At 60.7% G+C, this 16,880-nt stretch carries 16 protein-coding genes and 2 pseudogenes; 11 read left to right on the top strand and 7 right to left on the bottom strand.

The genetic code is table 11. The features are described 5' to 3' along the window. Window positions 1-171 precede the first annotated feature (171 nt). Entirely contained in the window at window positions 172-351 is a 180-nt protein-coding gene (locus NKH23_RS28180; protein WP_352643595.1) for a hypothetical protein, read from the top strand. A gap of 254 nt (window positions 352-605) precedes the next feature. Further along, window positions 606-1,274 carry a recombinase family protein gene (locus tag NKH23_RS28175; RefSeq protein WP_352643597.1) on the top strand — a complete coding sequence of 223 codons (669 nt, stop codon included), beginning with the start codon at window positions 606-608 and terminating at the stop codon, window positions 1,272-1,274. 578 nt (window positions 1,275-1,852) lie between these two features. Here NKH23_RS28175 and istB read toward each other — a convergent pair. After that, window positions 1,853-2,584: an IS21-like element helper ATPase IstB gene (istB, locus tag NKH23_RS28170; RefSeq protein ID WP_352662292.1), complete on the bottom strand. Its 732-nt coding sequence runs from the start codon at window positions 2,582-2,584 to the stop codon at window positions 1,853-1,855. Continuing rightward, window positions 2,517-4,083: pseudogene (istA, locus tag NKH23_RS28165) on the bottom strand (IS21 family transposase). Before istA ends, istB begins: the two are co-directional and overlap by 68 nt. A gap of 239 nt (window positions 4,084-4,322) precedes the next feature. Between istA and NKH23_RS28160 the strand changes: the two are divergent. From NKH23_RS28160 to NKH23_RS28140, 5 genes are all read left to right on the top strand, one after another. Beyond that, a complete protein-coding gene (locus NKH23_RS28160) occupies window positions 4,323-4,964 on the top strand; it encodes a hypothetical protein (RefSeq protein ID WP_353035907.1) in 642 nt (213 codons plus the stop codon). A gap of 178 nt (window positions 4,965-5,142) precedes the next feature. Continuing rightward, window positions 5,143-5,898: a hypothetical protein gene (locus NKH23_RS28155; RefSeq protein ID WP_353035905.1), complete on the top strand. Its 756-nt coding sequence runs from the start codon at window positions 5,143-5,145 to the stop codon at window positions 5,896-5,898. Further along, a complete protein-coding gene (locus NKH23_RS28150; RefSeq protein ID WP_353035903.1) occupies window positions 5,895-6,218 on the top strand; it encodes a hypothetical protein in 324 nt (107 codons plus the stop codon). Before NKH23_RS28155 ends, NKH23_RS28150 begins: the two co-directional genes overlap by 4 nt. Before the next feature lie 98 nt (window positions 6,219-6,316). Continuing rightward, window positions 6,317-6,754 carry a hypothetical protein gene (locus NKH23_RS28145; RefSeq protein WP_353035901.1) on the top strand — a complete coding sequence of 146 codons (438 nt, stop codon included), beginning with the start codon at window positions 6,317-6,319 and terminating at the stop codon, window positions 6,752-6,754. A 350-nt stretch (window positions 6,755-7,104) separates the two neighbouring features. Continuing rightward, window positions 7,105-7,227 (top strand): hypothetical protein, encoded by a 123-nt coding sequence (locus tag NKH23_RS28140; protein WP_353035899.1) that lies wholly within the window; start codon window positions 7,105-7,107, stop codon window positions 7,225-7,227. A 1,015-nt stretch (window positions 7,228-8,242) separates the two neighbouring features. Here NKH23_RS28140 and NKH23_RS28135 read toward each other — a convergent pair. Beyond that, window positions 8,243-8,524, bottom strand: a complete 282-nt coding sequence (locus tag NKH23_RS28135) for a hypothetical protein (protein WP_352913379.1) — start codon at window positions 8,522-8,524, stop codon at window positions 8,243-8,245. Window positions 8,525-8,932: 408 nt separating this feature from the next. Between NKH23_RS28135 and NKH23_RS28130 the strand changes: the two genes are divergently transcribed. The 3 genes from NKH23_RS28130 (at window position 8,933) to NKH23_RS28120 (ending at window position 12,509) form a co-directional block, all read left to right on the top strand. Continuing rightward, window positions 8,933-9,970 carry an IS110 family RNA-guided transposase gene (locus tag NKH23_RS28130; protein ID WP_352976687.1) on the top strand — a complete coding sequence of 346 codons (1,038 nt, stop codon included), beginning with the start codon at window positions 8,933-8,935 and terminating at the stop codon, window positions 9,968-9,970. Between the two features lie 689 nt (window positions 9,971-10,659). Beyond that, a complete protein-coding gene (locus NKH23_RS28125) occupies window positions 10,660-11,217 on the top strand; it encodes an OsmC family protein (RefSeq protein WP_095205037.1) in 558 nt (185 codons plus the stop codon). A 59-nt stretch (window positions 11,218-11,276) separates the two neighbouring features. Continuing rightward, complete coding sequence (locus tag NKH23_RS28120) at window positions 11,277-12,509, top strand: NAD(P)-binding domain-containing protein (protein WP_352978275.1); 1,233 nt, start codon at window positions 11,277-11,279, stop codon at window positions 12,507-12,509. 50 nt (window positions 12,510-12,559) lie between these two features. Here NKH23_RS28120 and NKH23_RS28115 read toward each other — a convergent pair whose 3' ends face one another. The 4 genes from NKH23_RS28115 to NKH23_RS28100 all read right to left on the bottom strand — a co-directional run bounded on the left by NKH23_RS28115 (window position 12,560) and on the right by NKH23_RS28100 (window position 16,052). Then, window positions 12,560-13,009: a CoA-binding protein gene (locus tag NKH23_RS28115; RefSeq protein WP_352666082.1), complete on the bottom strand. Its 450-nt coding sequence runs from the start codon at window positions 13,007-13,009 to the stop codon at window positions 12,560-12,562. 5 nt (window positions 13,010-13,014) lie between these two features. Continuing rightward, window positions 13,015-13,386 carry a 2Fe-2S iron-sulfur cluster-binding protein gene (locus NKH23_RS28110; RefSeq protein ID WP_353025930.1) on the bottom strand — a complete coding sequence of 124 codons (372 nt, stop codon included), beginning with the start codon at window positions 13,384-13,386 and terminating at the stop codon, window positions 13,015-13,017. Continuing rightward, window positions 13,383-15,110, bottom strand: a complete 1,728-nt coding sequence (locus NKH23_RS28105; protein WP_352978279.1) for a selenium-binding family protein — start codon at window positions 15,108-15,110, stop codon at window positions 13,383-13,385. The genes NKH23_RS28110 and NKH23_RS28105 overlap by 4 nt, the downstream gene beginning before the upstream one ends. 378 nt (window positions 15,111-15,488) lie before the next feature. Next, the gene (locus NKH23_RS28100; protein WP_292662551.1) at window positions 15,489-16,052 is read right to left on the bottom strand and encodes a TetR/AcrR family transcriptional regulator; all 564 of its coding nucleotides are present in this window, start codon (window positions 16,050-16,052) and stop codon (window positions 15,489-15,491) included. A 110-nt stretch (window positions 16,053-16,162) separates the two neighbouring features. Between NKH23_RS28100 and NKH23_RS28095 the strand changes: the two are divergent. Further along, a pseudogene (locus NKH23_RS28095) lies at window positions 16,163-16,783 on the top strand (SDR family NAD(P)-dependent oxidoreductase); the annotation flags it as partial. Between the last annotated feature and the right edge of the window lie 97 nt (window positions 16,784-16,880).

Genomic DNA, 16,880 nt, shown 5'->3' with positions numbered 1-16,880 from the left:
CAACACGGCAGATTGTCGAATGATTTCAATGGGGCAAACAGGAGAATGTATCTCTTATCGGCCCTGTCTGTAGCTCCGCGCGTATACGTAGGGGCTGCCAGTGGCGGTGGCGGGCATTTCGTGGGATTGATGCACTGAATTTGGGGCCGCGCCGGCCAGGGGGAAAAGACCATGAAAACCGCCATCACAGTACTCATTGTTCTGCAAGTCGCCAATTTGGCGGCCACGTATGGGGCCGATTACTTTGGTCGTCGCCGCGCCACGGCTATTCGCTGCCTGATCTATGCCACGCACGCCATGGGCGAGCCGAAGGCTTGCACGGAGGCATTTCCACGGCCCGAGGTGCAATAGGACGCGCGGCCCAGGCGCGACCCATTGCGGCGAGCGTCCCGAGGAAACAGGCCACAATAAGCCCGCGCATGGTTTCCCTTCAGTGGGACGATAGTCACCAGAGCGCGTTCATGTCAGCAGCATAACCGCACGGGCAGCCCTTCGGCGGCTGCCACTATCCAACCGCACTCCCTTGACCGTGTACCTAATTCTCAAGTACAAGGTACACACAGAAGGCTCAATGCCTTGTGGATCAAGGGATACAGATCAAGAGAATGACGACAGCAGTGGCCTACCTTCGCACCTCATCGCGCACCAATCTCGACGGGGACAGCGCCCCGAGGCAGAAACAGGCAATTGAGGAGTACGCCAAGCGCCACGGGCTGAAGGTGGTCAAGGAGTTTCACGACGCTGCCGTGAGCGGCACCGACCCGATAGACACGCGGCCCGGCTTTCAGGCGCTTCTGGAATACCTTGCTGGGAATGGGGCTAGGGTGATCCTGATAGAGAACGCGTCCCGGTTTGCCCGTGACCTTGCCGTGCAGTTGGCAGGCCATAAGCTCCTTCAGGACCTGGGGTATGAGTTGATCCCGGTCGATGCCCCCAATCACTTCACGGACGACACACCGACCGCTGCCATGGTGCGGCAGATACTTGGGGCCGTTGCGGAGTTTGAAAAGGCCCAGTTGGTGGCCAAGCTCAGGGGCGCGCGTGACAGGGCTTCTAGGGTCGCTGGGAGGCGCGTGGAGGGTAACCACGGTTATCGGGTGTCCAGCCCTGAGGTGATCCGGGAGGCGAAGCGATTGGCCCGCAAGAGCCCAAGGACAGGCAAGGCAAGGACCTTGCGCGAGATCGCGGCGGCGCTTGCCCAGCTTGGTCACATGACGGCGAAGGGGCAGCCATTCTCGGCTTCTCAGGTGCAGCGGCTGATAGAAGCGGGTTAGGTCGGTTTCCTACGGTCCGGGAATACCGGCACCACTACCACAGATGGTCATGCATTAGAGGGCGCTGAATTAAATAACCTGACTACTAGCTATGAAGCAGCGCGGACGGTTGTGTCACGCGTCATGGATGCAACCCTGAATAATTGGGCTCCCTCTAGAACTACGGGACAGCGCCGTCAACGATTAGTGAACGGCTGTGGTCGGATCGTTCATCAAAGACAAACCCTTCCACTGGGCGTGAAGGCGATTTCCTCGCCGGCTGACATCAACCGCACCACTGGCACTGTGAAGGCGATAAGCACCCCTACTAGCACCTACGAAGGCGAATTGGTGCACCAATAGCTCTATGAAACGCTCCTCTCCCAAGCTGACCCGCGCGGTTCTCCCCTGATCGCGACTGCCGGTTGCCCTGTTTGCTCCTTTCCGGTGTCAATCGGCGCCGAACTTTGACCCCCGATTGGCGTCCAATATTGACCCCCTTGCCTAAGCGCGACGAGGAGCGCTCGCCGGGCGGAGCTGGTCGGGGTTGCGCAGCCCGGCGAGTGCGGATTGTTTGGGCGGTGGTCGGCAGAGGCGCGTCAGGCGCGGTTCTTGAAGCGCCAGGACTCGTTTCCGGTCTCGATGATCTCGCAGTGATGGGTGAGCCGGTCGAGCAGCGCCGTCGTCATCTTTGCGTCGCTGGCAAAGACACTCGGCCATTCGCCGAATGCCAGGTTGGTGGTGACGATGATGGAGGTGCGTTCGTAGAGCCGACTGATGAGATGGAAGAGAAGCTGCCCGCCGGCCTGGGCGAAGGGGAGATAGCCGAGTTCGTCGAGGACGACGAAGTCGAGTCGAGTGAGGTGGTCAGCGATGCGTCCCTGCTTGCCGTTTCGGTGCTCCGTCTCGAGCCGGTTGACGAGATCGACGAGGTTGAAGAAGCGGCCGCGTGAACCGTTGCGGATCAGGGCGCGCGCGATGGCGATCGCCAGATGCGACTTGCCGGTTCCGGTGCCGCCGATGAGCACGGCATTGCGCTGGTCGGCGACGAAGGTGCCGTTGGCGAGCTCGCGGACGAGGGCCTCGTTGACCGGCGTGTCGGTGAAGTCGAAGTCCTCGATCTCCTTGGCGAGCGGCAGCTTGGCGACGGTCAGCTGGTATTTGATGGAGCGCGCCTGCTTCTCGGCAATCTCCGCCGACAGGAGATCGCCGACGATCCTCGGCGGCTCGTGCTGACGCTTGATCCCGGTGGCCATGATCTCGTCATAGGCGCCGCGCATGCCGTAGAGCTTCAAGGTGCCCATCAGTTCGAGAACCTGAGTCCTTTCCATCAGCTTGCCCTCCTGAGGCTGTCGTAACGGGCGCAGTCGGCCTGCGGCTCATGCTTCAGGCGTAGCGCATCCGGAGTGAGCACGGTCACCGCCGGCGCCGGATCGCGGCGGCGGGCCAGGATGTTGAGGATGACGGCCGACGAGCAGACGTTCTGGTCGAGCGCCTCCTGACAGGCCGTCTCGACGGCCTCGATCCCGTCGGAGACCACCGCAGCCAGGATGGCGACCATCTGCCGGTCGCCGTCGTCGGCGTCCTTCAGTATGCGGCGGACCTGCTCCGTGGCCGACGGCAGAACCCAATCCCGGAACGGTGCGCCGTTGCGTAGCGCTCCGGGCTTTCGGGAGAGGACCGGGACGTAGTGCCAGGGATCATAAACCGTCTCGCCGCGTCCGAAGAAGCGGGCGTGCTCGCCGACAATGAGGCCGTCCTGGCGGATGACGATGCGGTCGGCATAGGCCTGGATCTCGACCGGCCGTCCGACTGCCGTCGACAGCACCGAGTATTTGTTGTTGTCGAAGCGCACCGTGCAGGTCTTCGACACCGAGGCGGGAACCACATGGAAGCCGTCGAACGGGCCGCGATAGGCGACCAGCTTGCGGCGTTCCTCCTCGAACACTTCCCAGATCGTGCGGTCCGGCTGATCGACATGGCGATGGGCCTTAGCCCAGGCGACGCACTTGTCGAGCAGCCAGGCGTTCAGCTCCTCATAACTCCTGAAGCGCAGCCGCGGCGTGAAGAAGCGCTCGCGCACCAGCCCGACCTGGTTCTCCACCTGCCCCTTCTCCCAGCCGGAGGCCGGGGTGCAGGCGACCGGCTGCACCAGGTAATGGCTGCACATCTGCAGGAAGCGGCGATTGTATTGACGGTCCTTGCCGACGAAGACCGTCTCCACCGCCGTCTTCATGTTGTCGTAGATGCCGCGCGTGCAGGCCCCGCCGAAGAAAGCGAAGGCCCGGTCGTGGGCATCGAATACCATCTCCTGCGTCTCGCGCGGATAGGCCCGCACGAACATCATGCGGCTGTGGCAGAGCCGGACATGGGCCACCTTCAGGGTCACCGTCACGCCGTCGATGAGGACGATCTCGTGGCTCCAGTCGAACTGGTAGGCGTCGCCGGGCGGGAAGAACAGCGGCACATAGGCGTCCTCCGACGCCGAGCCTTGCGCCTTCGCCCAGGTCTTGGCGTAGCGCCGGACCGCATCATAGCCGCCTTCGTAGCCGAGCCGGTGAAGCTCTTCGTATATCCGCACCAGCGTCAGGCGATCGCGGCCGGACTTGCCGCGGTTGCTGCTCAGGAGCGCATCGAACTGGTCCTGCCAGGGTCTGATCTTCGGCATCGGCTGCCGCTCGCGCTCATAGGAGAAGGACGTCTCGTCAGACCTGAGGATCTTGCGCACCGTGTTGCGCGCCAGATGAAGGTCCCGGCAGATCCGTTTGACCGACCACCTCTGAACGTAAAAAGCGCGCCGAACACGGGCAATTGTATCCACCGACTTCATCCCCCCTCCATCCGCTCGCCGAGACAAGCGGATGGTCGCAGATCGCCATCAACAGGGGGGGTCAAAATTGGACGCCGATTCCCCGCCTCAGGGGGTCAAAATTGCACGCCGAAACACACTTTCCGGGGCGACGGACGTGGCGCTTGGCGGGTCAGCTTTGGTGAGGCGCTTGTGTCCTGATCAGTGCCTTTCCATGGGGACAACCGCCCAAATCGACCACCACACTCAACCAAGGAGCAATGGAATACACGACCGAAATACTTGACCGATCCACCGGCGACCTCAAAACCGTCTCACTCGGCAATTGGGTCACCGTGACTTACTACGGCGCTACCAAGGGCGTCGGACCTCGGCAAATCCGAGCAATCTTGTCCCACCTCGGGCTACTTCAAGAACAGCTTGAAGTGTCCAAGTCGGGAACCTCTCGGGTTGCCCGAAGACGATTGACCGACGAAGCCATCAAAGCCGGACTGGGCAAGCGCAACTATCCCAAGAAAGCAGGAACCTACCCCTTCGATGTCCTCTCCCCAAAAGGACAGGAATGGATCGACCAGCGTTGGGACGACGCAGTCCAGACCATGGCTGCTGAGACTGCTTCAAGTCCGATGGTCAACACTGCCAAGGAATGCCTCGACACGTTCAGGGCATCTCGCCGGTCGAACATGACACCCCAGGAGGAAGTCTGCTTTTTGTCCGACCAGTTCCCCGATCTCCTCCAGGTCGACATGTGCACGATAACCGGAGCGTCACCCCGAATGGTTTCCCTGCATGTGAACACCCGAGCGGACCAGATCAGGGCATGGAAGGCTTGGAAAGCGAAGCCCCTTTCGGTGACCAAACATGTCACCTTCAATCCCGACTTGATTGATACCTGGGGCTAGACTTCGAGCTGAACCCGGACTGGGGATTTCCTTCTTTGGTCTCCCCCTTCTGTGGTCTTCAACCCGAGGTTTCCGCCAGTCCCCCAATTGGTTCGCCTTCGGGCGTTCCCTGACTACGTCACCATGATCGTCATCCGACTGGATACCTACATTACACAAGGAGTTACATCGTCGAAAAATGACCGCCGATGAGAAGGCCCTCGCCTCCGTGCGCCGGCCAGACTTTGACCCTAATGACCGCTTCGTCGCCGTGGAAGCTGTCACCGCCTACCTCGCCGCCTTTCACGATCAGCACCCGGACGGCAGGCCAATTATCGATCACCAAGCGACCCATCGATGGCAGGGGTTGGTCAGCGAGATCGGCATGTGTGTCTATCGCACGACCGTGTTTGAGATCATGCATCGGACGACCGACCGGAAGGCCCTCACCGACCGTGAGGTCCTGTTCTTGGTGATGACCGCAGACTGCCCAGATACGTACACCGCAGCCGACTGGGATGCGATGGTCGCTCAGCGGCTTGAGGCCGCCAACAGTCGCAGGGACGCTGCTAAACGAAAGGAGAGAAATAGCCACGACGATGAACGAGCCGAACGTGGCGGACGTGTCCAGCACCGTCTCGACCACATTGCAGGCACCTATGCTGTCCCCGATGCAGCCCTCTCACACCGCGCCAAGCTTCGCAGATCGAAGTCCATCAAGGCAGCGGCAGAGCGGCGTGAGGGGCGGCGGAAGGTCGTTGAGGGCGTGGTTGTCCAGCATCGCAATGCTGACTGGCGAGACATGACCTCGGATCAAGTCAAAGAACACCAGACCGTCTTGGACAAGCTCGCAGCAAAGGGCACCCTCGACGCCGTCTTCGCCGAGGAATTGTCCGGCAAGATCCCGCCCGACCTTTACTACCTCCAGCGCTTCGGTCGGGTGAAGCGGCTATGACCTACAGAGGCGCAATGCCGTTGGAGGATTACCCGACAAGGGACACCGCACTTGCAATTCTCGACGCCCTTCAGCGGATCGAGGAAGGTACCCCTAACGAGCTTGACCGGCTCACCGGCATCGCCAACGCGGTGATCGTCGCGGACCGCTGTTGGTTTGTCTATGGCTATCCCCAGCTTGAGCCGGCGGCGCTGGCGAGGCACATGGCCGAAGTCTACATGGGGCCCCGTAGCAAGGCCCCGACCGCCGCTCCGGTGACGCCCATCGCAGAACCCGGGGCAAGACCGGATCACAGCTACGGCTTCACGCCCCGCCGGTGACATTGACCACAAAGAACGTGTGATCGGACCATCACTACCCACCACCTCTTGGCGCATTCCGCGTCGGGAGCGATCAACCATGACTGAAAGGACACCACATGAACGACTACCAGGACGATCCCAGCAAATACATTCCCGACCAGACCTTACTCGGGCAAGCCATGTACCGCGCTCGGATGGCAGAGCAGGCAGCCAATCAGGCCAAGATGGAGGCCCTCGCCGAGCAGGCCAAAGAGGACGCCCTCAAGGCCGAGATCGAGCGGGCAACAGAATTGTCCGTCCAGAACAATCCTCAGCTTCAGGCGCAGCGGATCGGCTTCGGCACCAACCGCACGATCTCATCGCAAAGCATCGGAATGATCGCGCCAAGGGAAGTTGTCGAAAGCACCCACGTGCGCTTCAACGGCTGGGAGATCAGCGGCCAGCAAGCCCGCGACATGGTCCAATACGGCCAGTGGTCAAAGGCTGAATACGACAAGGCGTTGTCGGATGCGCTGGCGCTGCACGGGTACAAGGCCCCCGGTTCTTTCAAATAGCCGCAGCGGGCGACGAGAAGCTTTCGGCCCCCGTCGAGGGGTCGGAAGTCCCGACTGCGGATGAGATCGACACGAAGGAAGACGACGACAAGGAACTGACCGACGACGAGAAAAAGGAGAAGACCGAGACCCAGTTGATCGAAGGGGCCGACAGAGCCCTTGACCGATGGAACCAGAACCAAACCCAAGAGGTTCGGGAAGCTTCGATTGCCTCATACATCGAGACGGGAGAGATCGACCACGCGGCAGCCGGTGTCGATGAGCTGGAAGTCTCCATTGTTTAGGCGGCGGCAGCGGTCCAGATCGAGCGTCAGGTGTTGAACCCGGTTGGACTATCGATGGACCAATGGATGGAACACATCGGCGAGGCCGAGTTGCCAGCCTTCCGCCGCGCTGTCGTCGAGGGTGACTGGCAAGCCCTGATCAACCATGCCCGTGCCGCTGCAAAGATGCGGCTGGATTTGGGCATCTAAGTCAGACTTCCCGGGTGGTGGCTGCTCTAAGCCCCAAGCTCACAGCCCTGCCCGGGCTTCCTATCAAACACCACCACAAAACCCAGCGGTTTGACCGTGGGGCGGCTTCAGGCCCCTCCCCGGTACAATCCGCCATTGCGGAACCTTCCGCGCTTCCACCATGCAAATACGGAGAACATGCAACAGATCGAAATGAGCGGGTCATACACTGCCGTCACGACGCTGTCGGGCGAGGAAATCAGGATCACCACAACACGCAAAGACCCGGTTCCGGTCGTGTGTCGAGAATTGGTCAAGCGAGGCGTCGACCCCAGCGAGCGTGTCAGGGTCACTATCGGGGGCGTGCCAATGTGGAAGGCAGATCGGACCATTGGCGCGTGGGCGGGGATCGACGTCACGGAATACGACCGGGATGGACTTCGGACTGAGAAGCACCGCCCGTTCCCCGCCGGTCGGATGAGGTCATAGCACCCAGCGGTTTGACCGTGGAGCGTGTTCAGGGCTCGGCAACGACCGAAGCTTTGGCGCGCGCCGTGCGTTCTGAGAATTGAAATTGACATCAGAAGTGACGTCGCGCCCCTTGACTAAGAGATACACCGCCGCTACCCCTAGAGATACACCAAGGCGGTCGGCGCTTTGGGGAAGATGTCACACCAAGAGATTGGAAATACAGGCATTTCTGGCTTTTTTGCACTCGGTTCGATTTGTCGAATTTGTCCGGCCCGGGGAGCCACCGCCTTTTCTACGCCAAGTCGCGATTTTGCACCCCGGCGTGCGATTTTTCCCTACGCTTCGATCTCGTAGTCCAGCTTCCAGAGTGGCAGAGCGTCGAGGACCGACGAATCCAAGCGTAGAATATCGGCCTCGCCCGCCCATGCCTATTCCTTGCAAGCCGCAATCTCAAGATCGGCGGCAGCCATGCGGAAATACCGACGATCGGCGGCTTCGCCGATCATCGGCTTCGCGCCTCGAAGCTGATCTTGCCAGAGCTTGACCAAGACCGCTCTGGTCGTGATCAATGCGCCACGCCGTCGGATGCGTGTAGGAGTCTCCAAGTCAGGCCGACGCGGCCGTCGAACTGGGATGCGAAATGTTCGGCGGCGACGCCTTCCAGGCCATCATCGACAAGAGCCTCGATGCTTCGTCGCATCAGCGCGTGCTGCATCTCGCGGGCGTGGGCCAGGTCTGTCTCTCTCATGATTTCCATGACGTGGTAGGCGACAACGGGCTGGCCGAGGCAAGACATGAGCGTGCTCGGTTCTGACGTCACAGCCGTAACTGCGTCTTCGATCTTCATTCAGGCGCTCCTCATCAAACATGATGCTGGCGCCTCCCCATGAGACGACGGTGTTCCGTCGTTTCTTTTTACAATTTCGACTGTCGCGCACGAGTGAAGGGACAAGTGCGCGAACAGGAGAATTACCCTCTTGTTCCAGTCTCCTTGAGCAACCTCGCTACCCAAATCAGTATGCTGCAAAATTGAATTAAAGGCGACCGGATAGTTAATCGATGGTTAATGGCGGCGCTCGCGTCTCAGGCGTTCGCACATGAAACATCGGGCAGGTCCGCCTTGCGCCTCATGTCGACCATAGAGGCGAACTTTGCCTCCGCCCGGAAGCAGATGAGGTGGATGGCTCCCGCTCCCGGCATCTGAGTGCCACAGTGGGTTTGCTGTCAGGCAACCCGAGCAAAGGAGCCATCCGCCATGCAGATTACCACCGTGGGCCTTGATCTGGCCAAGCGCATTTTTCAGGTTCATGCCGTCGACGCGTCTGGGGGCGTTGTCGTGCGCAAGGCCCTGCGCCGATCGCAAGTTCTGCCGTTCTTCACCAAGTTGCCACCCTGCCTGATCGGCATGGAGGCCTGCGGGACGGCACATCACTGGGCTCGAGAACTGACGGAGCTCGGCCATGAAGTCCGCCTGATGCCACCGTCCTACGTGAAGCCCTATGTGAAGCGCGGCAAGAATGATGCGGTGGACGCGGAAGCGATTTGCGAAGCGGCAACACGCCCGACCATGCGCTTCGTGGCGATGAAGTCGGCCGAGCAACAGGCGGCCCTGTCGCTTCACCGCACACGCAATCTTCTGGTCAAGCAGCGCACGCAACTCGTGAACATGATCCGCGGCCTGTTGGCTGAGTTCGGCATCGACATTCCCCAAGGTTTGGAGCGGGCGCTTAAGCTGGCGCGCCAGATAGCCGCGAAGAAATCCACATTGGACGTACCGGCAATGGCACTGCAGATTCTGTGTATCCTGTGCGAGCAGGTGCTCAACACCCATGCCCGGCTCCAGACCATTGACCGGTCGATCCTTGCCCAACAAAGAACGAATGAAGTGGCACGGCGTCTATCGACCATACCTGGCATTGGCCCGATCGGTGCCACAGCGTTGGCGGCCTCGGTTGCTGATCCGGGTCAGTTCCGCTCGGGTCGAGAGTTTGCCGCCTGGCTCGGGCTGACACCTTCGCAAAACTCGAGCGGCGGAAAGGACCGTCTCGGGCACATCACCAAGATGGGCGACCGGTACCTGAGAAAGCTCCTTGTGATCGGCGCGACCTCCCTGATCCGACGGGCAAGGCATAAGCCCGAGGCTGCGGATCCGCGCCTCCTCGCGTTGCTCGCCAGGAAGCCAGCGCGCGTGGCGAGCGTAGCGATGGCAAACAAGATGGCCCGCGTGGTGTGGGCTATCATGGCGCGCGGCGAAACCTATCAGGCGCGTCATGCTCCGAACCTTGCAGCGTAAGTTGCGCAGAAGACACTGAAGCAGAAATCAGATCGAGCCGATCGATCGGCTCCATGAGGTTGTGAGAGCGACGCGATGTGATGGCGAGACCGGTCAGGCCGGGAACAGGGACAACCCATGCGATGTCGGAGGCATCATAGCCTGATAAGCAGATTGGGACCCAGTTCGCCGACCCCATCAGGGCCAGCAGTCTCGAATGGCTGCATCAACAGGCCGGACAGAAGACTGCACCCGACCAACGCGCCATAATGTCGAATTACCTCTTGCATCGCGGGAGCCATCCACAGAAGACATTGCAGTTGACCGCGCTGGAGGTCGTGGTCGCGCCAGCAGCCGAAATTGATTTCACAGCTTCTGAATGCCCGTTAACAGCGGCGAACCAGCTGTTCGCAACGCCAGGAAGATCGCCCTGCGGAAATGCAGTCCGCTAGCTTGCCGGCGACCTTCAAGAACTGCATCGCGATGCCTATGGCCTGGCACCAGGCTGCGGAACCAACGCCGACAGACACGCAGGCAACCCTTAGCCTGCAAGGGGCAACTCGGTGCACGAAGGGGCGACCATATCCCCGACGGAAACAACTTGAAGAAACGCTTCGCTACCCATAGCATGCCATCCCCTGGTGAAATCTGATCAGGAGGTCAGTGGGATCGGTCGGGTTTTAAGCCAGTGCAAGGTAGGGAGGATAATTATGGCTTCCGAAGTACAGGCAAACAACGGCGTTAACGTAGAGGCGCTGCTCGCCGCAAAAGAAGCGCTTACCAACGCCCCGGAGGCCGCGCAGTTCAAGTGGCGCGCGGCCTGCGAATGGAAGGATGGCACCCACAGCCACTCGACGGTCGAAAGCTTCTACGGTCTCGGCCAGGACCAGCATCGCAAGACCACCTTCGCATTCGATGCCGACCATCCGGAGGTCTTCGCTTCCCTGGATCAGGGCGCCACGCCTGTCGAATACGTGCTGGTCGGGCTGGCGAGTTGCCTGACCGCCGGCATCGCCGCGGTTGCCCAGAACCGGAACATCCAGTTGAAGTCGGTGAAGGCGACCATCGAAGGCGACATGGATATAGCGGGCATACTCGGCATCGACAGCGACGTCCGCAACGGCTTCAGCGGCATCACGGTGAAGTACAATATCGACGCCGACGCCAAGCCCGAGGACATCGAGGCTCTCGTCGCGCAGTCACAGAAGCGGTCGGCTGTCTATGACATTGTAACCAATCCGACGAACGTCACGGTCGTGGTGAATTGAAAGGCGCTTCGAGCCGTAGACTCTCCTGATGAGAGGGCGCGATTAGTTCCGTCACCACAGTGATCGTCGGTGCAGGGCACGCGGGGCTCGCGATGAGCCGCTGCCTCGCGGAGCGCTCTATCGACCATGTGCTGCTGGAGCGCGGCGAGATCGCCCATACCTGGCGCACCGAGCGATGGGATTCGTTGCGGCTGCTCACCCCGAACTGGCAGAGCCGGCTGCCGGGCTTCCGCTACGATGGCGACGACCCCGACGGCTACCGGACGATGCCTGAAGTGATCGACTTCCTCGGGAATTATGCCAAGGCGATCGCGGCTCCAGTCAGAACACATACGACCGTTACCTCGGTTCGCAGCGACGGGGCGGGATATCTCGTGCGCACGGACCGCGGCGAGTGGCGCTGCCGAACTGTCGTGCTGGCGTCGGGCGCGTGCAACATCGCACGCCTGCCCGATTTGGCCGTCCGCGTGCCGCCGTCGGTCGCCATGCTGACGGCACAGTCCTACCGCAATCCGGCTCAGGTCGCCGGCGGCGGCGTGATGGTGGTGGGTGCCTCGTCGAGCGGCACCCAGATCGCACAGGAGCTGCAGCGTTCGGGGCGTCAAGTGACCCTGTCGGTGGGCGAGCACATCCGGGCGCCGCGCGTCTATCGCGGCAAGGACCTGGAGTGGTGGATGGACGCGGCCGGCGTGCTCGACGAGCGCTACGACGAGGTAGACGACATCAGACGGGCACGACGGGTTCCTTCGCTGCAGCTTGCCGGCACCCCCGACCGCACCACCCTCGACCTCAATGCGCTGGTCGACCTCGGCGTCAGACTCGTTGGCCGTCTCGCTGGCATCACCGAAGACGGCAAGGCCCAGTTTGCGGGGTCGTTGCGCAACATGTGCGCGCTTTCCGATCTCAAGATGGCCCGGCTGCTCGACCTCATCGACGAATGGGCGCGCGCCAACGGCCTTGACGCTACGGTCGGGCCGCCGGATCGCCTGCCGCCGACCCGTGTTGAGGACAACCCGCCGCTCGGCCTCGACCTTACCGGAGGTGCGATCAGGACGATCATCTGGGCCACCGGCTACCGGCCAGACTACTCCTGGCTGGAGTTGCCGGTCCTCGACCGCAAAGGCCACGTCCGTCACGACGGCGGCGTTGCGGAACATCCGGGCATGTACCTGATGGGGATGCAATTTCTGCGCCGCCGCAAGTCTGCGCTGATCGACGGCGCCGGCGACGACGCGCGTGATCTCAGCGACCATCTGGCATCTTACCTCAGGCACAAATCAATCAACGTCTAAGGCCAAGGAGGTCAGCTACCGCGACAACGCCGAATTCCGTGACCCTGCAATCATATTCCCAAGTGCAACTTCGGCTTCCAGAAGGGGCGGAACAACTCAATCTTGGGACAGCGGTTCATCACCACTTTCAAGCCCGCTTCCTCCGCCAACAGGGCGGCGGTGTCATCGCGCACCCCAATCTGACTCCACAGAACCTTGGCACCAATTGCGATGGCTTCCTGTGCAACTTCCAACAGGTCTTCGGAGCGGCGAAAAACCTCAACCATATCCACAGGCCGGTCGATGGCCGCCAGTGACGCGTACACCTTGAGCCCTCGAATTTCATCCAGACCTGGAGTGGGATTGACCGGGATCATGTCATAGCCGGTTTCGTGCAGAACCCTGAGAACACCATAGGAAAACTTGGTCTTGTCGGGGCTGGCCCCCACCATCGCAATGGTTTTGACCGACTTCAGAATGTCTTGCAGATAAGCCTCCGAATAGGGCTCATCATGATTCATATGGGTCATTTCTTTGTGTCCAACGGGGTCGCAATATCGGCTTTCAATTCATGTGCGGCCAAGGGATCTAGGAAGGGGTTGCGATAGAGCTTGTCGTGGCTTTCAACGCCGACCTCCAGCGTGCAGTCGCTCATAGGGCGGGCAACGCAGAGGATTATATAGCCATTGTTGATCTGGCGATTGTTCAGCGCCCGCTGGGCCTTTTGACTGACTTTGCCGGTGATTATCTTGGCCGCGCAGGTTATGCAGCCGCCATACTTGCACCCGTAGGGCAGGTCCACGCCCTGCTCGCGCAGGCTTTGCAAGAGGGGCTTGCGGTGATCGACCTCAAAGGCTGCACCGCCTTGGTTGGCGAGGGTGATGGTGAAGCTGGTCATACCCAGATGTCACTCGTGCAATCACCGCCGGGATAACGGGTTTCGTGGCAGCGGCTTGGTCCATTTGGTTCCTTGCCAAAATCGACGACAAATCGCGGATCAATTTCCATGCCGCCGTTTTCCGTATCGCAATTGACCATCAGCATGCATCCGCCATTGGTGCGGATTTCCGGATAGAACTGATTGTCCCAGGTCGAGAAGAGCGAGGTCGTCACATAAAGGCGCTTGCCGTCGAGGCTGAGCTGTATCATCTGAGGCCCACCAGTCACTTTCACGCCATTGATCTCGGGCGCACGGCCGAGAAGTCCGCCCATCCACACCTGTCCGGTGAGCTTGGCGTTGTGCGGGTCCGAGATGTCATATTGGCGGATGTCGCCATGCAACCAGTTGCACAGATAGAGGTGTCTATCGTCCATACTGAGCAGAATGACCGAGATCACGCCCGGTATCGGGATCGGCCATTCGGGATGCGGCTCATTGCCAACATCGACAATTTTTTCCCATTGCCAGTCACCCGCCGCATCCTTCCACCAATGGATGATGTTTGCAGAAAGGGCCGCGCCGACAAAGCCGTGACTGCTGTCGGGATTATGATGGAATCGCACTTCCAGTGGGAGCAAGCCATCTTCACCGAGATAGAATGTCTGCTTTGGTTCCTTCTTCTCAAAATCCCAGAAATGTATCTCTCGGCCATACTTCAGGTGGCCAACCTCCTCCAGGTCAAAACCAGGCATGAAGGTATTGGGCGCGGCCCATTCCGAACTGACCATCACGTTATGTCGCGGCTGGTACCAGAAATCATAACCAAACTTGATGCTGCCCATGGAGTTTTCCCAACGGCCGACAATCTCGAACTCCTTGTTGAGTTGCAAATAGCCGCCTGGGGCGTTGCCTTGAGCGTCGCCAAGCATGGAAATGATGATATCCGAGCCGAGGCAATGCACTGTGTGCGGCGCCGACAAGTTGGTCCTGGTTTTGATTTCAGCGCCGTCTATGACCTTGAACAGTGTCGGATTGCGGGGATCGGTTGCGCAATCGACAATATGCAGATTGGTCGAGCGCACACCCGGCACAATCAGATACTTGCGCTCCATGCTCGCATCGCCATGGCAGGACGAACAGGCATTCCAGCCCATGTGATGAAGCTCATCGCCAATACCCGGCATTTGCAAACGTGAAATCACTTGGCTGTAGGTCGAACTCTCCGGGTCGACATCAATGGTACACAAATAGTCCGGCTTCTGAATGCCCGTGCCAGTGTAGATGGCAATCGTATAGAGCAGCTTTTCGCGAGGTGCCCTCATCGCCTCTGCTGGAGAAGCATAGCCCGGTCCACAGCAATGATTGGTCATGGGTACTTCCCAATTTGAACAGATCACTGGCCAGCCCCAACGGGGGTCAAGCTGGAATGTTAGTGCATGCTTGGCATTAGCGCTATGGCCGGGGTGGCTGGTCAAGCGCGCGCACTGTGACGTACAACTGGGCGACAGAGCGTCCACGGGACTGTCCAACGCGAGCTGCTTATCCCGGCGGAACATTGGTGGGGCGATGGACGGCACGAGAGCGGCCGTAAACCGCGCCCAATCGACGCCCTCCCCGAAGGCCGGATTGGCGAGGTCATCGAAGCGGCGCGATCCTATGGCGCATTCGCCCCGCCTGAAGGTCAGGCCACCTTCAATGCAGCCGCTCGATACCGCCCGTAGCCGACCTTCACGAGCAGCCATTCCTCGCACATTTGGGAGAGATAGCACCGTGGGATGCCGATGTTGATGAGATCGCGGGTTCGCACCTCGCCGCGCTCTTGCGCCAGAGCAACGGCGCGATCCCGAAGCGACGGCGGCCGCCCACCTGCAAGGCCTAGTGCTTTTGCGCGGTCACGATCACGTTTTCGCATTTGATGCGGCTGTGGCGCGTCTCGGCGGAGCGCTATGGCGAACTCGTATTTCGCTGCTTCGTCGGTCCCGGGGAGCTAGCGCTCATTGTACGCTAAGGCGCGCTAGAACCAGCCGCGGCGCGCCCAGACTGCAATGCTGGCCGGGGAACGATCGACATCGTCGGGAACAAGTCCCGTCTCATAAATCAGCACAACAGGTCGGCCGGGGCTAACTAGCTGACACTTGGTTGATCCCGGCATCAACCCAGGAACGTGTCTGTTCCAGCACCTCATCGGAAAACGCTGGGTCGTCAATCGCCCGGGCGAGGATCACTGCCCCCACCATCGCCGCAAAGCTTCCGATCGCCGCGCGGCGCCTGTCTGCCGCATCCAGCTCCGGCAACGCCTTGCCAATACGGTCGATCTGCGATCGAAGACCTTCGGTCATGGCCGAGCGCGCTGCCGGGGTTTGATGGCGGATGGCCGCGGCAAGGCCCGCCGTCGGGCAACCACCGGCGCAGTTGTCGCGATGCCGGGGTGAAAGATAGTCATCCACATAAGCGCGAAGACCGCGCCCTCCGCCTGTGTCCGCGGCGAGGACATGGGCAAGGGTCTGCGCAATCAGGTCGTCTTTCGAGTTGAAGTGACCATAGAAACCGCCATGGGTCAGCCCGGCGGCCTTCATCACCTCCGCCACGCTGACCGCATCGAACCCCTTGTCGCGAAACAGCCGGCTGGCAACCTCCAAAATCCGGCGACGGTTCTCCGCCATCTGCTCTCGGCTGACCTTCATTTAAAAATTCTCCGCCGGCTCCGTTGACATTTACATGATGGTCATCATATTTATCTGCAATCATGATGACCGTCATGATTATAAGTTCCTGCAGAGAAAAGAGCAATCCCATGACCGCCATTCCGTCAGTCCTCATCACCGGCGCCTCCACCGGCATCGGAGCTTCCTATGCCGATCGCTTTGCGCGCCGCGGCCACGACCTCGTGCTGGTTGCCCGCGACACGGCACGAATGGAGGCGCTGTCGGCGCGCCTGCGTCAGGAGACCGGCGTGGCGATCGACATCGTCCAGGCTGATCTCACGCAGCCCACCGATCTTGCAACGGTGGAGACGAGGCTGCGCGACGACGCCCGCATCGGGATCCTCGTCAACAATGCCGGAACGGCCATCGGCGGAAGCTTCATCGAGCAGAGCACGGATGACGTTACACGGCTCGTAGCGCTCAACACGACCGCCCTTCTGCGGCTTGCCAGTGCCATCGCCCCGCGCCTTGCGGCGGCGGGCGAAGGCGCGATCGTCAACATCGGCTCCGTGGTCGGCCTGGCGCCGGAGTTCGGCATGACGGTCTACGGCGCAACCAAAGCCTTCGTGCTGTTTCTGTCGCAGGGACTCAGCCTCGAGCTCGCGCCGAAGGGTGTATACGTCCAGGCCGTGCTTCCCGCCACGACGCGAACGGAGATCTGGGAACACGTCGGCGCCGACGTCAACACGCTTTCCAACGTGATGGAGGTTGTCTAATCGCGGTGGGGACGTCAAGTATCTTCGCGCTCGGAGATGCGTTGGCCGGGTACACGGTTGTCTTCGCGGTCAACATCGGTCGCCGCATGAT

The sequence above is a fragment of the Mesorhizobium sp. M1328 genome (assembly GCF_040318075.1).
Classification (GTDB): domain Bacteria; phylum Pseudomonadota; class Alphaproteobacteria; order Rhizobiales; family Rhizobiaceae; genus Mesorhizobium.
This window is presented reverse-complemented; position numbering and strand designations above follow the sequence as displayed.

Excerpts from the sequence above, each read along its gene's own strand:
- NKH23_RS28140 (WP_353035899.1), top strand. The coding sequence starts at position 7,105 with ATGGAACACATCGGCGAGGCCGAGTTGCCAGCCTTCCGCCGCGCTGTC.
- NKH23_RS28150 (WP_353035903.1), top strand. The coding sequence starts at position 5,895 with ATGACCTACAGAGGCGCAATGCCGTTGGAGGATTACCCGACAAGGGAC.
- NKH23_RS28115 (WP_352666082.1), bottom strand. The coding sequence starts at position 13,009 with ATGAATCATGATGAGCCCTATTCGGAGGCTTATCTGCAAGACATTCTG.
- NKH23_RS28180 (WP_352643595.1), top strand. The coding sequence starts at position 172 with ATGAAAACCGCCATCACAGTACTCATTGTTCTGCAAGTCGCCAATTTG.
- NKH23_RS28125 (WP_095205037.1), top strand. The coding sequence starts at position 10,660 with ATGGCTTCCGAAGTACAGGCAAACAACGGCGTTAACGTAGAGGCGCTG.
- NKH23_RS28175 (WP_352643597.1), top strand. The coding sequence starts at position 606 with ATGACGACAGCAGTGGCCTACCTTCGCACCTCATCGCGCACCAATCTC.
- NKH23_RS28110 (WP_353025930.1), bottom strand. The coding sequence starts at position 13,386 with ATGACCAGCTTCACCATCACCCTCGCCAACCAAGGCGGTGCAGCCTTT.
- NKH23_RS28130 (WP_352976687.1), top strand. The coding sequence starts at position 8,933 with ATGCAGATTACCACCGTGGGCCTTGATCTGGCCAAGCGCATTTTTCAG.
- istB (WP_352662292.1), bottom strand. The coding sequence starts at position 2,584 with ATGGAAAGGACTCAGGTTCTCGAACTGATGGGCACCTTGAAGCTCTAC.
- NKH23_RS28105 (WP_352978279.1), bottom strand. The coding sequence starts at position 15,110 with ATGGCTGCTCGTGAAGGTCGGCTACGGGCGGTATCGAGCGGCTGCATT.
- NKH23_RS28160 (WP_353035907.1), top strand. The coding sequence starts at position 4,323 with ATGGAATACACGACCGAAATACTTGACCGATCCACCGGCGACCTCAAA.
- NKH23_RS28100 (WP_292662551.1), bottom strand. The coding sequence starts at position 16,052 with ATGAAGGTCAGCCGAGAGCAGATGGCGGAGAACCGTCGCCGGATTTTG.
- NKH23_RS28135 (WP_352913379.1), bottom strand. The coding sequence starts at position 8,524 with ATGAAGATCGAAGACGCAGTTACGGCTGTGACGTCAGAACCGAGCACG.
- NKH23_RS28145 (WP_353035901.1), top strand. The coding sequence starts at position 6,317 with ATGAACGACTACCAGGACGATCCCAGCAAATACATTCCCGACCAGACC.
- NKH23_RS28155 (WP_353035905.1), top strand. The coding sequence starts at position 5,143 with ATGACCGCCGATGAGAAGGCCCTCGCCTCCGTGCGCCGGCCAGACTTT.